Origin of the sequence: Pseudomonas glycinae (genome assembly GCF_001594225.2) — a bacterium.
Taxonomy (GTDB): Bacteria; Pseudomonadota; Gammaproteobacteria; order Pseudomonadales; family Pseudomonadaceae; genus Aquipseudomonas; species Aquipseudomonas glycinae.
Window position 1 is genome coordinate 5,274,073 of record NZ_CP014205.2, and the last position, 16,015, is coordinate 5,290,087.

The following is a 16,015-nucleotide window of genomic DNA, read 5'->3' on the forward strand; positions in this document are numbered from 1 at the left end:
GCAGCCGGCGTATTTGTAACCCTTTGAATTTTTTACAACATAGGCTAACCCTGCATAGCAGGTTGCTCCTGCGCAATGCTCATTCGATCTTCATCTTAAAAGTTTTACCCGGTAGTTGTTCGAGCCCATAAGCAGAATAAGTCTTACCTATCCCAGGCTGCTCCAAGGTGCATCCAAATCGTTTTGCAATCAATGATCATTGCACGATCTGCTTCTTCTGTGCAGCCCGGATAGCTGGTGCAGATACGACCATTCGACATGGTGACCGTGCAAAAGTCGTTTTAGTTGCCTTATAGAAAGAGCCTTTGTACTGCTCCTCAAAATTGTTCCCCAAACAGCCGATTCCAACGTCATTTGGAAAATTTCCCCGAGGTATGTCGTAACTGGCAGGTTGCTCCTCCAGCTGCCAATTCTGCTGATTATCTTAATGGTTATACCCGTTAACAATCTTGTCGAATCGTGATAATCAGCATCAGTCTTGTAATCCTTTCGCCACTTTCTCGTTGAACATCCGATGTCAAGCAATGACGGATCTTGACGATGGTGCAGTTGTGCACCATTTGTCGGGAACGTACTAAACACATTGCACCGTAGGCAAAGTCCGGTGGTAGATCTGCTGTGCATTTGAAAGTGCCTTTGTACTGTTCGGTCTATATCGTTTGCGAACAAGACCAAGGCTTCGTCAGCCCCAAAATGCACCCCGCTGCTTTGTAGTAACTCGCGTTGATCTCCAGGGCAGTCATCGCTGGTGATTAGCAACGGACACCTTTTCCAATGAAGTCATTGCGAAATTTCGTTATTTCGTGCAATCCGGCTAAATGGTGCATCCTTGCGCCATCTTGCATGTTGAACAGTGGTGCAATGGTTGTCGCGTCTATCGCGGGAGCAGGTCTGATCTTGGTCTCTGAAACGTAATACACCGCTGCACCGTATTCACAGCCCTTTGGAAACTTGACGCATGTGACTTTGAAGGTGTAGGGCTGTTCTTGTCTCTCCAGCTTGATGATCATCGACACGGCATTAGCCCGACAGTTGCATCAGGGCGTAAAAGCTCTGAATTTCATGGCAGTCAGCGCTGGTAATTGCAAGGCATCGACTTTTCCAATGCAATCATAGCGAAATTTCTTAGAATTCGCGTGTAAGCCGGATAAATGGTGCAGACATGACCACTCACAGTGATGGTGGAAAGTGCTTACATCGGTGTCGTTGACTACGGCAGAATGCAACTTGGTCCTTCAAATCTATCGCGGATGAACACCATGGTTTCGTCACGGCATTAAGACACTCTAATCCATGCTGTACTCTGAATTGATGTGCAGTTCGATTCGCCTCACGACCAACTTGATCTACCTCTTCACCATTTTGCGCATCAGTTGATCAGGGCTAACCGGCTTGAAGTTCGTGTGCCATAAGCTGTTGAATCCCAAGGCATCGATTGTTCTGCAATCTGAGGATTTTTCTTAGAATTTGCGGTTTGCTCGAGGTACGAAACTACCACACACACTGACCGAGGAAGGTGCAAACCCCGGCCTGGTAGAATACGGCTTTGAATCTGCAGGTGTTAGATGGATTGCTTTGGCAGCCCCCCATTGCTTCGTCAGGCGCTGAAGTCAGTCCAATGCTCTTGAGCTGAATCTTCATGAATTGATCTCCCCGTTCGATTCTCTTCACAAGCAAGGTACACCCGATCACAATGTTGCGAATCGGTGTATCGTCGGCATCGGGGTTGCTAATGCGTGCGCGAGGGTCTTGCTGTTGAGACACTGGATCAGCAAGAAAGTCGCATCTGTCTCGGGTGCCAGTCAGCCCCATTCTTGGGTCTGTAATCAACCGCTGCGACGTAGGCAAACCCCTGTGGTAGATCGGCTGTGAATCTGCCAGTGTTGAGTAGGTTTGTCTATGGTCGGCCCGCAGAAAGCGCGAAGGCGTTGATCAGGCGGATTTTCATGAGCTTACTCTTCATGCATCGGCATGTGCAGCCAGTGCAGCGAGTTCGACAGCAGGTAAGAGCCGATCACAGTGATTATCCGTGCGTTTCGTCCAGTGCGAAGGTTGCCAGTAAGAGACGCTGATCGCCGGCTCGAGATATGCCAGTAGCGTCTGGATCAGCAGAAACTCCAGCCGCTCCGGCGCCAGCTAGCCCCAGGCCTGTGTCTGTGACAGACGGTCACATCGCCAGATGCTGACGGATGCCTACGAGCCCGCCAGCTCCTGCGAGTAGGCCTGTACATGCTCTGCGATCAGAACGCGGTGGCGCAGGTTGGCGAGCCAGATTTCCATGGCTTGCTCGTCGGGCTATCGAGCAGGTGCAGTCAAGGCGACGAGTCCGTCAGCGGGTAAGTCGCCGGTGCACAGGAACTTGTCAGTGCTCTGCCAGTTCGGCGACCACGGTTTCACCGTAGACACAGGCTTATTGCTCGTCCCGAGCTACTCTTCAGGTAGCGCCTCGGGCGGCATGATGCGTTCAGTTCTGCGAGTCGAGTACCCGGTAGACGAGACAATCGGTATAGTGCCTGATTCAAACAGGGAGCTTTGTACAAGCGAGTCGGTCCTGCCAGCTGCCTGCGCCATGCGTTCAGTTCGCCCTGGCGGCAGGCTTGGCAGATCGAGCCGCAATCGGCTGTCAGGTTTTTACTCGCAGGGCATCAATGCGACTGTTGTGCGGGCTGGTCACCAGTGAACAGGCACGGGCGCGGTGTCCGCCAATTCTTCGACCATGGTTTCGGACTGTAGACACTGGGGTACTGCACGTAACGGTCTGGTCATTCCGCCGATCAGCAGCTCGCATGCTCGCGAAACGATCTGCGAGATCGAGCACGACATGCACACGACCGACTATCAGGCATGATGCTCTTTCCAACCTCCAGCATTAAATGAACCGGGTCAGTGAAACAGCAGCTTCCGCAATGGCGCACTCGTCCGCTCGTCAGTGCTTGGCCGATCCGGGTGAGACATCTGTCGCTGACGTGTATATACTCGCTGGCCATGAGATGGGTGTTGTGATGACGCGATGAGTGTGCGGTGAAGTTCTGCGTGCAGCCGACAAGACTTTAATGCCTACGGATGCTTTCCCAATCGTTCGTTGCACGACCTGTATGGTGACTGTCGTGCTCGATCAGCAGCTCGCAACTCGCGCAAAGCGCGCCGATAGATCCAGTACGAACTGCTCGGTACGGACTTTGATGCTGATGCTCATTGCAGCCTCTAGCTATCAAATGATCTGCGGGACTGAAACAGCGCTGCGGGTCGATTTGCATCGTCAATTGATAGGGCGATCCGGGTGTGACTGCTGTCGCTGACGTGCAGATAATCGCTGATCATGAGATGGGTCTTGGGATGACCGTTGAGAAAGGTCACGATGATCTTCATGCGTACGCGCAGACTGATCACTGTTGCCATGGATGCTTTCCGGCCCAGTTCGTGGTGGTCCGACCACCAGGTAACTGCTCTTGCTCGATCTGCTGCTGCACCTCTCGCTGGTCGCGCAGATAAAACAGTACCTTGACCGGTGCGGTCATCGATCATCAGCTCATTGAAATCATTGCCTTTCGGGCCGGTAACTACGGCAGACTGAGAACAGCCGCTGGCAGGTCTTGTGCGTCGCGCAATTGATCGGGCACCGGATAGATCGCTATTGGCCATGCAAGCGCTGATCATCGAAATGGTTGGGATCACCGTTGACGAAGACGCTTTGACCCATCACGTCGATGTCGCTACGCGCGGAATGATCACGCTGCCATGAGGCTGCTTGCCGTTCCAGATGGATTGTGGTCCGCAACCAGCAAGTGCATTTAACGTTGTGTCGGGGTTCTCTGACAGCGAGAAAAACTGCACCTTGACACCAGCGCATATTCGTCGCAATGGATATCTTCGCCCTTGCGGTCATCGGTAACGATGGCATTCCAGAGTCCCGCCGGATCAGCAGGTTTGTCGTAGTTCACTGATGAGCGACTCGATCCGGATTCCATGTCGTGCCTTCAGATCATGGTTGCGATAGTTCTGTACGGAATTCGCGTTTGAGCCTTCAGGACGATGTCGCTAGCGCTTTCTTGAAATCGTATGCGCGCTGACGGTTGCGCTTGATGCGGGTATTTCGGTCAGCAGCCGAAACGGTGAATTACCGGGGTGTCGGGGAGCATCTGACAGTTACAGCAAATTGCCTGATATCAGCGCGGGTTCGTCGCTGTGACCTACGGTCGTGAGCTCATCGCTGCGATGGCATACCAGCAGCGTGCCGTGTCGAGGCAGTTTGCGAAATTGATAGTTGAGGCCGTGTTCCTGATACAGGTCGTCCTGGATGATCATGCAGATGGGATTCGTTCGGTATTGCACGCAATATTCGCGACTCCAGGAGGAGGTGCGCCTATTTGAAATCGATAGGCATCTGCGATGGATGCGATTGTTGCTGAAGAATTTGCCCGCTGATATGCGCAATGCACAGGTTCTGAAACATCGGCCTGATTGCCACGATGGCGCAGTTTCGCTTTATGCATGGCGTGAGGGTCAGGCTAGTATTGGGACAACCGGTGCCTGATCATCGCCACCTACCAGCATGTGCCTGTCGAGTCTGTGGCAAAAATGCTAGTGCCGGTTGTCATCGCAGGCCAGACAAGCGCTGCCGATGACATGCAGATCGGGAAGCTCGATGTCTTGTCACGAGCTGACTAGTTTGACGATGCAGCAGTATGGCTGGCTGATCTGAAACAGATAGCCATCTGCGTGAATGCCATGTACCTGCAGAATTTGCTCGATGATTTTCGGAATGCTGAGGTTCAAACGAACATTGGCTGATTGAACATCCGATGTTCCATGTCCTGTGCCAGATATGGCACAAGGGTAACAAGATGGTCTAGGGTCAATTTATGTCGGATATTTCCCCAGCCAATGTGTTTAAAAACATATCCAAGAAGGCCATGCCCGTTGTCATCGAAGGCCAGACAAGTCCTACGTGGTTTAAGAGTTTGTGAAGATCAGATGACGGAACTGCAGAACTAACCCAATTGACGTTGAAGCCGTATGGCTAGCTGCTGGCATCGGTGCCGATGAAGGATATCCTCTAGCCGATCGAGATCCGGCAGGTCCATCGCGTATAAACCGTCGACAAACTCGCATTGGCATTGACCATCGGTTGTTGCATGTCCAGTGACAGAAAGGGATACGAACGCTGTAACAAGTTATGGCCGCGGGAACTTTATGACGGTATTCGTATCCGAATCGACAATGCGGTTTCAACAGACAGCGTACAAGGCGTGCGTTGCTAATCCTAGTAACATGTTGTACGTGTTGAATCTTAACCGTTTGTCGCATCAGTCTGACTGCAATGCAAAAATAACGGCCAAGTGCGGATGCCGCTCCCAGCGTTTGCTCAGTTGCGCGACAGGAAGATGTCGTTCAAGGCAACGCTGAAGTTCCGGCAGGACCAGGGCCGGATACAGGATCGACAAAGTCTGTCTGCCGCCGGTTGATGAAATGTCCCCAGTGACAGTAAAGGTCACAGCGTTGCGCTGTAGCGGTTTTTCGCCTTGGGCATCTGATTAAGATATTCGATCCGAATCGGCCAGGCCGCTGCCATCGGCGCCGATGAACGCGTTGGTTGCTGTCCCAGCAACGGCTGGCCGTATTGAATCTGAAGCGGTTACAGCCATGGACTAAGTCCAGTGAAAAAAGAACGGCTGAGGGCGGTGATCGCGTGGGTGTGTTTGGTCATGTTGCGCGATGGTAACAGTGCCGTTTTCAGTGCAACGCTACAGTTGACGGATGAGGGGCGGTTTCAGGATCGGCAGTGGCTGGCTGCCGCTTGTGCGACGGACATGTCGCCGTTGACAGTGTTGGTCACACCGTTGAGCAGCATTGGTCGTGGCGCCTTGGGCGTCGTAGTAAATGTTCGCCGCAAGGCGAACCGCCGCCTGGTATTGCGCCGATGCCTAGGATTTGCCCGTTGCACAAGGCTCAGGCACTGTGGGCGAAGTTGCAGGCGAACGGTTGAATCGTAGCCATAAAGACTTCCATGGTTCGTCATGGTTCTGTTGTGTGATCGGCGTGCGGTGTGGTTGGGCATGTTGTCGATGGTGGCGGTCGACAATTTCTGTGCTGTACACCTGACCTATTACGCGGGCATGTCAGGCCCAGTCCGTAGCGTAGTACGCCGGATCGACGCGACCTTGCCGGTAGGTCAGTTGAAAGTTGGTCGTCGCCATTGGTGCTGTCGTACAGTGCTTAGCAAGTTGAAGAGCGCACTTGTATTCGCGAAAAACGCATGATTTGGCGGTTGCAGAAGGCTCAGCTACTCGAGACACCGTTGAAGGCGATACTGATGAATCGTACGCCATACCGACTTCCATGGTTCGTCATGCTTCTGTTGTGCTGGTCGCGCGCGCACTGGTTGATACCGCTCTTGTTGTCTGGCCGCGTTGAAACGTTTTTCTGACTCTTACCTTTTGCGCGATCTAGGTCGATGCCAGGTTCGTAGCGTAGAGCTGGCTCGACGTATTTGCCGGACGTGATCGTGGCCGCATGTCGCGTTCGATGTGCATCGGCCTACAGTATTGTCATGTTGCTGACACAATTGTGATCGCAAAAACGTGTTCGGGGAGGTTGCTGGAGGTCCTTCGCAGATACAGTGCGCTGGGCGATACTCAGGCACGGTTGGGCTCAGCGAAAGCCTGGTCGATCAGGCTGGCTGATGCGCTGGGCGCGCAATCATCGCCTGGTTGATACTGATGCTGCTGCTGGCCGACGGTGGTGCGCTACATTTATGAAGTGACCGCATGTCCGCGATGCTTGGCTTGCTGCTGATCGGTTCGAGGCTGGTGCTGGTCACGTGTATTCGGCGGGCGGGATCGTGACCGTTATGCTGCTGATCTATGTGCATCCGCTGCTGTACTTCGATGTTGCTACACCGACTATATCGGCGTGTTCGGCGACGGCCTCCTAGCCATTGGCAGTATCAGTGGGTTGATCCGCGTATTGCCACGGTCGTTCTCGGCGTGAAGCCTGGTCGATCGGCAAGCGACTGGTGGCTGGCGCAATCATCGCCATCGTGGTGCTCTAGCTGGCGTTGCTACCGAACCTGATCGACGTGCTGCAACAGCCAGGACGTGCTCAAGTCCGGCGTTGCTGTGGGTTGCTGCAGATCGGTGTGACGCTGTCTTCGCTGCCGTCAAGTGGATCTGGCTCTGGTAGCTTCAGGCCGATATCTGCAGATCTATGCGTTGCTGCTGACTTCGGCGTTGTACACCCAGTCTTTCGCTGGTGCTGGCGGCTGTGCGCCATTGGCTGTGATCTGAGGTTGATCCGCCTGTTGCCGGGTTCTCGCCTGACGCATCTCCAGCGGCAAGGCGTTGTTGCTGGCCAATCTCGCCATCGTCTTTCATTACCTGCCGGTGTTTATCGAACGTTATCTGACCTGCTGCAACACGCTGGAGTTGCTCAATGCTGGCGGCGCTGTGGGCTGGACCGTCTCTACAGTGAGCGTGCTCTTCGCTGGCGATGGCGATGCTGCTGTCTCTGGTCTGATTCGAGATGATCGAGGGTGAACAACTCCCGTTACTGGTGTACGGCAATGAGCCGTTCAACTTTGCTGGTCGCTTACGTCAATCGCCAGTTCGCCAGCGGTGATCGGATCGTGCACCATGGCAACATGCTGCTGGCTATCTACAGTTACGTGCTATTACAATTGCACTGATGTTCAAGTCCGTGTCTTTCATTACGCCGGTGATTATCGAAGGTTACTTGACTCGCCCTACGCATTAGGGTTTCGGCATGCTGGTGTCGCTGGCCATCGACGGTTTACCTAGATCAGGTTGGGCGAGCTGGCGAAGGACAGTGCTGCTGTGTCTGGTCGTGATCGAGATGATCTGGAGGTGGAAGAACACCGATCCACTTTCTGCCCTTGCCAACGACCAGTTCAACGTCGTGGTCGATTAGGTGCAGACGGGTAGTTCGCCAGCGGCGACTTTTATCGTCAGCAGACGCCCAATGGCTCGTGAGAAACCTGAGTTAAACGTCTATTACCATTTTATTGAGGCTCAAATCCGAAGTTTTTACGTCGCGTATTGCCGAAGTTTTCTCGACTCGCTCAAACCATTACGTATTCGACAGGGTATTGTTGGATTAGGTTTATCTAGATCAAAAGGACTTACAACTACGGTGAAGGAGATTGCAGCAGTTCTAGTTTATCTGTGATCTTGCCGTGCTGAAGTACTCCGCTCCATTTCTGCGATCCTCCTGCAGCAGCGGCGTTTTCATGCCTGCATGATCAGGTGCAGTCGGCGTGGTGTTCACGGGTGACTTTTAACAATGCAGTGCCGGCAGCGAATTCGGCGCAGTGATGAAAACTGACATTCACCGCTTCACTATTGCTTATTCTGTTCGATACCTACTAAGTTTATAAGTCCGATAAACTCTTTTGTGATATCAACACACAACTCGTCGAATGGGTATTGTTGGACTTCCGGTCATCAGACAAAATGACTTCCCACTACAGTGAAGGTGATTGCAGCAGTGTGCACAATATCTCCTGGTTGCTGCGCACAGGTTCTAGCGTCTTTACTGCGCCAATCCTTTTGCAAACACCACGCGTTTTCATGGCGGCATGACCAGTCCGATCGGCACACTGTTCTCCGGAGTCGTTGCACAATGCAGTGCCGGCAGCGCAATCGGCGTAGTGATTTATACCTGAGCTGCGCTCAAGGCCGCCTATTACGGCGAGCCTGTTCGATTCGCTATTGATCGTCGATTAAGACCTACAAACCGGAGGTGTTGGAGCAGGAACTGCGAGTGGTCTGCACGACTTCATCGGCCATGAACGCTTTGTTCCGAGCAGCCAATTTCGATCACCTGTGTGTATAACGTCGCCAGAGTGATGGACCAGGCCCTCGGAGTGGCTGTACCGTGCCAATCCATTTGCAAACACCAAGCTGTTCGGCGCTGCAGTCGCGCGCAACACCGTCTCCAGCCGCTGCGAAACCCTGGTTCAGCGCAATACGCCTGATGTGTCCTTCTGGCTGGATGGCTCATCCAGCGCAGCCAATGTCATTCGTATGAAGTCCGACGCCGATTCTCAGTTGATCGCGTCGATTATGACTTGCTGCGTCAGACCCCTGAGTTGGAGCTGCGGGTGATCAACGATTTGATGGAGCGAAGCCTAATTCGAGCAGGATATCGAAGGCCACCTGGCCTCTGACGGCGCCCATGATCATGTCGACTCGACCCTCGCATGTTGTTGGCCTGCACAAGGTTACAGCCACGGTCGCTGACACTGCCGTCGCGGCTGACAGCGATGCTACCGCCGGACGCTGTTCAAGCAATCGGCCGATCTGACCTACTGGCTCGATGGCTCAGCCAGGACAGCCAATGTCATTCGTATGCCACGTCCGCCGCCAGCCCGATCAGTTGATGGCGGGGTATATCATTGTATTCGTCAATACCTGTGTTCAAGGATGCCGACAGTGAGCAACAAGTGCGTGGCCGCCAGCACGCAAGTGGTCAAGTTACCGAAGCCGGCAACGGACGGTTTGCAGCAGATCGCTGATTATGTCGACTCGCAACCGGGCATGCAGTTCGATGGCGATCATTGCGGCCACGGCAATGCTGACGACCTGTGGCTCAGGCTAACAGTTCCATGTCGACCGCTAACGTCGCGCCAGCAGCAGCCGCCGATCCAGGCGAACATCAGCAAGGACACTGAAGGTCAGGCCGATGCCACTCCTGATCTCCAGGCTGGTAGCCGTGCCGAAGGAGAACGTGGCCTGAGCTTTGTCGATTCGCTGGTCAAGGATGCTGACAGCCTGCTCAAGGACGTGGCCGCCTGCACGCAAGTGGACAAGCTTGATGGCGGCAAGGACTGGTATGCAGGAGATCGCCACCGATAACCTCGACCAGCATCAACGTGCTGTCGAGCTCAGTGCAGATGATTGCCTACCAGTAATGCCTGGCGACCTGTGACTCGGCACCAATAACTTGACGACCGATAACGGCTCGCTGCGCGCAGCGCTATCGTCGGCGGAAAACGGCAAGAACATGACCTTCAGCTGCGAGATCCTGATCTAGTGCAGCTACACCTCGGAATTGGTGAACGTAACCAGAACATTATCGATTCGCTGGTGCAGCTGACCAACGACGAGGTTGCCGCCTTCAGCACTCGCATGGGCAATAGCGGCACCTGAGATGTGGAAATCACCACCGGCAACATGGAAAGCGTGAATGTTCTGGTCATTACCCGAGGCCTGGTATCGAGCAACTACGGTAATGGCGGCTACTGCGCCACCGGTGCGATGGGCAGGAAGAATTTCAACACCGGTATCGGCTCACTTTGCACAACGCTGGCGTCGGCTCAGACCGGCGACATCGTGACGTTCAGTTGCGGCGATGACGGTGGAGCTCACCTCGGAATTGCTGATCAACAAGAACATTACCGTTGATGGTGACGGTGAACAATGACGGTGATTGCGGAGGTCATGGCTGTATGGCCAATACCGGACACCGAGTACGGTGGACATCCCGTCCGGCAGCGATGGTGACGGCTGCTATGGCTGTGGTTATTACGCGAGGCACATGGTTTCGGGCAACGGCGGCTCAATGACGGCTACGGCGCAAGCGGTGCCATGGGCGTGTGGTATTACATCAACGGCGGCAATGGCGTCACTTTGAACAACGTCACGATTACCATCAAGGTGGCGGCCGGTGGCGGCGGTGGCTGGGATAAGATCGGCTGCGTTCTACGGCAATGCCGGTGGTGGCATTTCGAAGGTCTTGGCGATCAGGACGGTGAACATCGTCGGTACGGTCGGTCATGAGCACCAATACTCTGGGCGGGCAGGCCGGTAGCGGTGGTGTCAGTGGCTAGGGCAGTAATAACCTGAACGGCGACGCACGATGGACGAGGTGTCGGCGCGATCTGGAACCACGGGCGGCACGGTACTGATGAGGGCGTGTCCAATTACAGCAACGGCATCACTGGCAACACGGCGAGCAACGGCTCCGATTTCGCAGAACTGGGTGGCGGCGGTGACGGCGCTGGCTGTGCCGCAGGTCTTCGGCGGCGATCTACAATACCGGCGGCAGGCATTAACACCGCCTACGTGGAGCCGGCGACCGCTGACAATCGTCGGCATGTCGGACATCAGCCCAGAACATCGGCGCAAGCTGGCTGGTGACGATCAGCTTCAGTGGCGCAGTGACCGGAATCACCTGAACGGCGGCGACGGCTGACGAGTTGTCAACGGCACTCTGACATCAGTGAGCAGCAGCGACGGCGTCCTGATCCTGGCCTGCAACCTTCACGCCGACCAACACTGATAACGCGACGAGCAGCAACTCTGATTACGCAGAACTGAACAGCGGGGTGACGGGCTCTGTCCCGCTGGCCTTGGCGGGTATCGGTACGACCAACTGCGTCACACTCAACACCATCTACATGGCGCGGCCGACCGTGACTATCGTGATGTCCGATACGGCGTTGAAAATTGGCGAAACGTCGCTGGTGACTATCACCTTCAGTGACGCGGTGACCGGTTTCACCAACGCCGATCTGACTATTGCCAACGGCACGTTGAGCTCAGTGAGCAGCAGCGACGGCGGCCTGACCTGGACGGCAACCTTCACGCCGACCAACAATATTACCGACAGCACCAACCTGATTACCCTCGACAACACCGGGGTGACCGCGATCAACGACGGCGTGGCGGGTGTCGGTACGACCAACTCCGTCAACTACGCCATCGACACCGCGCGGCCGACCGTGACCATCGTGATGTCCGATACGGCGTTGAAGATTGGCGATACGTCGCTGGTGACTTTCACCTTCAGTGAAGCGGTGACCGGTTTCACCAACGCCGATCTGTCTATCGCCAACGGCACGTTGAGCGCAGTGAGCAGCAGCGACGGCGGCATCACCTGGACCGGAACGTTCACTCCGACCGCCAGCATCAGCGATACCACCAACCTGATTACCCTGGACAACACCGGTATCGCCGACCTTGCCGGTAACGCCGGCACAGGCACCACCGATTCGGTCAATTATGCGATCGATACCGTGCGGCCGACAGCAACCATTGTGGTGGCCGACACCAATCTGGCGGCCGGTGAAACCTCGCTGGTGACCATCACCTTCAGCGAAGCGGTCAGCGGCTTCACCACCGCCGACCTGACCGTGGCCAACGGCACCCTGAGCGGTTTGAGCAGCAGTGACGGCGGCATCACCTGGACCGCCACGCTGACGCCGACCACCAACATTACCGACACCACCAACCTGGTCACCCTGGATAACACCGGGGTTGTCGATCTGGCCGGCAACGCCGGCAGTGGCACCACCAATTCCAACAATTACGCGATCGACACCGCGCGTCCGACCGCGACCATTGTGGTCGCAGACACCGCGCTGAAAATCGGCGAAACCTCGCTGGTGACCATCACCTTCAGCGAAGCGGTGACCGGTTTCACCAACGCCGACCTGACCATTGCCAACGGCACGCTGACTGCCGTGAGCAGCAGCGACGGCGGCATTACCTGGACGGCGACATTCACGCCGACCGCCAGCATCACCGACGCGACCAACCTGATCACGCTGAACAACACCGGCATCGCTGATCTGAACGGCAACGCCGGCAGCGGCACCACCGACTCCAACAACTACGCCATCGATACCGTGCGCCCGACCGCGACCATCGTGGTGGCCGACAACAACCTGCGGATCGGTGAAACCTCGCTGGTGACCATCACCTTCAGCGAAGCGGTCAGCGGTTTCACCAATGCCGATCTGACGATTGCCAACGGCACCTTGAGCGCAGTCAGCAGCAGCGATGGCGGCATCACCTGGACGGCGACGTTCACCCCGAGCGCCAGCATCACCGATACCACCAACCTGATCACCCTGGACAACACCGGCATCGTCGACCTGGCGGGCAACGCCGGTAGCGGCACCACCGATTCGAACAATTATGCGATCGATACGGTGCGGCCAACCGCGACCATCGTGGTCGCCGACAGCAATCTCACTGCCGGTGAAACCTCGCTGGTGACCATCACCTTCAGCGAAGCGGTCAGCGGTTTCACCAACGCCGACCTGACGATTGCCAACGGTACGCTGACCGCCGTGAGCAGCAGTGACGGCGGCATCACCTGGACGGCGACGTTCACGCCGAACGTGGGCGTCAATGACGCGACCAACCTGATCACCCTGGCCAATACCGGCATCGCCGACCTTTCGGGCAACACCGGCAGCGGCACGACCAACTCCAACAACTACACCATCGACACCGTGGTGCCGACCGCGACCATCATCGTGGCGGACTCCAGCCTGAAAATCGGCGAAACCTCGCTGGTGACCATCACCTTCAGTGAGGCCGTGACCGGTTTCACCAACGCCGACCTGACCATCGCCAACGGCACGCTCAGCGCGGTCAGCAGCAGCGACGGCGGCATTACCTGGACGGCGACCTTCACGCCGACCACCAACATCACCGACGCCACCAACCTGATCACGCTGGACAACACTGGCGTGCAGAACCTGTCGGGCAATGCCGGCAGCGGCACCACCGATTCGAACAACTATTCAATCGACACGGTGCGTCCGACCGCCACCATCGTGGTCGCCGACACGGCACTCGGCGTCGGCCAGACGAGCCTGGTGACCATCACCTTCAGCGAAGCCGTGACCGGTTTCACCAACGCTGACCTGACGATCGCCAACGGTACGCTGAGCGCGGTCAGCAGCAGCGACGGCGGCATTACCTGGACGGCGACGTTCACGCCGGCGGCGGGCATCACCGATACCACCAACCTGATCACCCTGGATAACACCGGCATCACCGACCTGGCAGGCAACGCCGGCAGCGGCACCACCGATTCCAACAACTATGCGGTCGACAGTCAGCGTCCGACGGCGACCATCGTCATGAGCGACATTGACCTGCGTCCCGGCGAAACCGCGCTGGTGACCATCACCTTCAGCGAGGCGGTGACCGGTTTCGACAACTCCGACCTGAGCGTCGCCAACGGCACGCTGAGCAATGTCTCGTCGAGCGACGGCGGCCTCACCTGGACGGCCACCTTCACGCCGAACATCGGTGTCAGCGACCTGACCAACCTGATTGTCCTGAACAACACCGGTACCACCGACCTGGCCGGCAACACCGGCACTGGCACCACCAACTCGGCCAATTACCAAGTGCAGACCCAGGTGCCGACTGCCACCATCGTGGTAGCCGACCCTGCGCTCAAGGCCGGGGAAACCTCGCTGGTGACCATCACTTTCAGCGAAGCGGTCAGCGGGTTCGACAACAGTGACCTGACCATCGCCAACGGCACGCTGAGCAACGTCAGCAGCAGTGACGGCGGCATCACCTGGACCGCGACGTTCACCCCGACTGCCAATGTCACTGACGCCACCAACCTGATCAGCCTGAACAATGCCGGAGTGACCAACGTCTCAGGCAACAGCGGTATCGGCACCACCGATTCCAACAACTTCGCCATCGACACCGCGCGGCCAACCGCCACCATTGTGGTTGCCGATAACCGCCTCGGTATCGGTGAAACCACCACCGTGACCTTCACCTTCAACGAAGCGGTGATCGGGTTCGATCTGGGGGACATCAGCGTCGCCAACGGTTCGTTGTCAAACCTGAGCAGCAGCGACGGCGGCGTGACCTGGACCGCAACCTTCACGCCGACAGCCAACGTCAACGATCCGACCAACCTGATCCTGATCGACACCGGCGGCGTCCAGGACCTGGCCGGCAACCTCGGGGCGAGCATCGCCATCTCCAACAACTACATTCTCGACGCGACCCGGCCGACGGTGAACATCGTGGTCGCCAATCCGAATCTGGGCATCGGCCAGAGCACCACGGTGACCTTCACCTTCAGCGAGGCGGTGAGCAATTTCGACCTGTCCGACCTTAGCGTGACCAACGGTGACCTCAGCAACCTGACCAGCAGTGACGGCGGCAAGACCTGGACCGCGACTTTCACGCCGACCGCGAATGTCACCGACCCGAGCAACTTCATCGCGCTGGACACCAGCAACGTCACCGACCTTGCGGGCAACGCCGGCAGCACGGTGGCGGTGTCGAACAACTACGCCCTCGACAGCGAACGGCCGACCGCGACGGTGGTGATCGCCAATCCGAACCTGGGCGTCGGTCAGACTTCGCAGGTGACCATCACCTTCAACGAAGCGGTCAGCGGTTTCGACCTGTCGGACCTCAGCGTGGCCAACGGCACTCTGTCCAACCTGAGCAGTAGCGACGGTGGCAAGACCTGGACCGCGACCCTGACGCCGAACGCCAACGTCAACAGCGCCAGCAATGCGATCAGCATCAACACGGCCGGGGTCAGCGACCTGTCGGGCAACAGCGGCAGCAGCGTCAGCAGTTCCGGCAATTACGTGATCAACACGGTGCCTGTGCCTCCTGTGACACCGACTACTCCGTTGATCGTGGTGACACCGGATCCGGAGTTCCGCAGCAGCGATCCGGTCGCGCCGCCACCACTGCCGAACGTTCCGCTGCAGCCGATCGTCTTCACCGCGCCCACCGGCGACCTCGGTTCACCGCTGACTTTCGCGCCGTTGTTCGAGCAACGGGTGATCGGCAACGGCATCCGTCCACTGGGGGATATTTTCATCAATCGCGGTGCGCTGAGCCCGAGCTTCATTGCCCAGGTCTTCAGCAGCGACAACCAGAGTGACGGTTCCGGCCATGGCTTCCTCGGGTTTGGCGGTGGCGATGGCGGGGTGTTTGGCAGCAGCACGCTGTCGAGTCTGTTCAATCAGGACAGCAGCGCCGAGCGTGACTCGCTGAATGCCTTCGGCAGTCAGTCGATCAAGGGCGGCGATATTTCCCAGGGCCTGCGCGGTGTGTTCGGCGCGCCGACCCTTGGCCAGCAACTGCAACAGATCAAGGACAGCGAGCAGCACCGGGTCGACAACCTGGCCGCCGCACTGCAACAGGTCGGCATCAGCGAAATGCCGGCCTGACAACACACAACAACTCACATATGTGCGGGACCTAGG

General features: G+C 56.7%; 9 protein-coding genes and 1 pseudogene. 7 read left to right on the forward strand and 3 right to left on the reverse strand.

Annotated elements, in window-relative coordinates:
- Positions 1 to 3,204: 3,204 nt before the first annotated feature.
- The 3 genes from AWU82_RS24130 to AWU82_RS24135 form a co-directional block, all read right to left on the reverse strand.
- Positions 3,205 to 3,399, reverse strand: a complete 195-nt coding sequence (locus AWU82_RS24130) for a hypothetical protein (protein ID WP_190241520.1) — start codon at positions 3,397 to 3,399, stop codon at positions 3,205 to 3,207.
- Positions 3,387 to 3,518 carry a hypothetical protein gene (locus AWU82_RS29360; protein WP_257791451.1) on the reverse strand — a complete coding sequence of 44 codons (132 nt, stop codon included), beginning with the start codon at positions 3,516 to 3,518 and terminating at the stop codon, positions 3,387 to 3,389. Before AWU82_RS29360 ends, AWU82_RS24130 begins: the two co-directional genes overlap by 13 nt.
- Positions 3,519 to 4,146: 628 nt before the next feature.
- A complete protein-coding gene (locus AWU82_RS24135) occupies positions 4,147 to 4,305 on the reverse strand; it encodes a hypothetical protein (protein WP_190241521.1) in 159 nt (52 codons plus the stop codon).
- Between the two features lie 3,038 nt (positions 4,306 to 7,343).
- On the opposite strand from AWU82_RS24135, the gene AWU82_RS24140 reads away from it, so the two are divergent.
- The 7 genes and pseudogenes from AWU82_RS24140 to AWU82_RS24170 all read left to right on the forward strand — a co-directional run.
- The gene (locus tag AWU82_RS24140) at positions 7,344 to 7,535 is read left to right on the forward strand and encodes a hypothetical protein (RefSeq protein WP_190241522.1); all 192 of its coding nucleotides are present in this window, start codon (positions 7,344 to 7,346) and stop codon (positions 7,533 to 7,535) included.
- A gap of 26 nt (positions 7,536 to 7,561) precedes the next feature.
- Positions 7,562 to 7,684: a hypothetical protein gene (locus tag AWU82_RS29365; protein WP_257791452.1), complete on the forward strand. Its 123-nt coding sequence runs from the start codon at positions 7,562 to 7,564 to the stop codon at positions 7,682 to 7,684.
- A 77-nt stretch (positions 7,685 to 7,761) separates the two neighbouring features.
- Positions 7,762 to 7,926, forward strand: coding sequence for a hypothetical protein (locus tag AWU82_RS24145; RefSeq protein WP_190241523.1), 165 nt, complete (start codon positions 7,762 to 7,764; stop codon positions 7,924 to 7,926).
- A gap of 1,523 nt (positions 7,927 to 9,449) precedes the next feature.
- A complete protein-coding gene (locus AWU82_RS24150) occupies positions 9,450 to 9,872 on the forward strand; it encodes a hypothetical protein (protein WP_190241524.1) in 423 nt (140 codons plus the stop codon).
- Between the two features lie 297 nt (positions 9,873 to 10,169).
- Positions 10,170 to 10,421 carry a hypothetical protein gene (locus AWU82_RS24155; RefSeq protein WP_190241525.1) on the forward strand — a complete coding sequence of 84 codons (252 nt, stop codon included), beginning with the start codon at positions 10,170 to 10,172 and terminating at the stop codon, positions 10,419 to 10,421.
- Positions 10,422 to 10,604: 183 nt separating this feature from the next.
- Positions 10,605 to 10,796, forward strand: coding sequence for a hypothetical protein (locus tag AWU82_RS24160; protein ID WP_190241526.1), 192 nt, complete (start codon positions 10,605 to 10,607; stop codon positions 10,794 to 10,796).
- A 326-nt stretch (positions 10,797 to 11,122) separates the two neighbouring features.
- Positions 11,123 to 15,979: pseudogene (locus tag AWU82_RS24170) on the forward strand (beta strand repeat-containing protein); the annotation flags it as partial.
- Positions 15,980 to 16,015: the final 36 nt, after the last annotated feature.

Bases quoted from the DNA above. Each gene is read 5' to 3' on its own strand.
- AWU82_RS24130 (WP_190241520.1), bottom strand. From the start codon at position 3,399: ATGGCAACAGTGATCAGTCTGCGCGTACGCATGAAGATCATCGTGACC.
- AWU82_RS29360 (WP_257791451.1), bottom strand. From the start codon at position 3,518: ATGACCGCACCGGTCAAGGTACTGTTTTATCTGCGCGACCAGCGAGAG.
- AWU82_RS24135 (WP_190241521.1), bottom strand. From the start codon at position 4,305: ATGATCATCCAGGACGACCTGTATCAGGAACACGGCCTCAACTATCAA.
- AWU82_RS29365 (WP_257791452.1), top strand. From the start codon at position 7,562: ATGAGCCGTTCAACTTTGCTGGTCGCTTACGTCAATCGCCAGTTCGCC.
- AWU82_RS24145 (WP_190241523.1), top strand. From the start codon at position 7,762: ATGCTGGTGTCGCTGGCCATCGACGGTTTACCTAGATCAGGTTGGGCG.
- AWU82_RS24160 (WP_190241526.1), top strand. From the start codon at position 10,605: ATGGGCGTGTGGTATTACATCAACGGCGGCAATGGCGTCACTTTGAAC.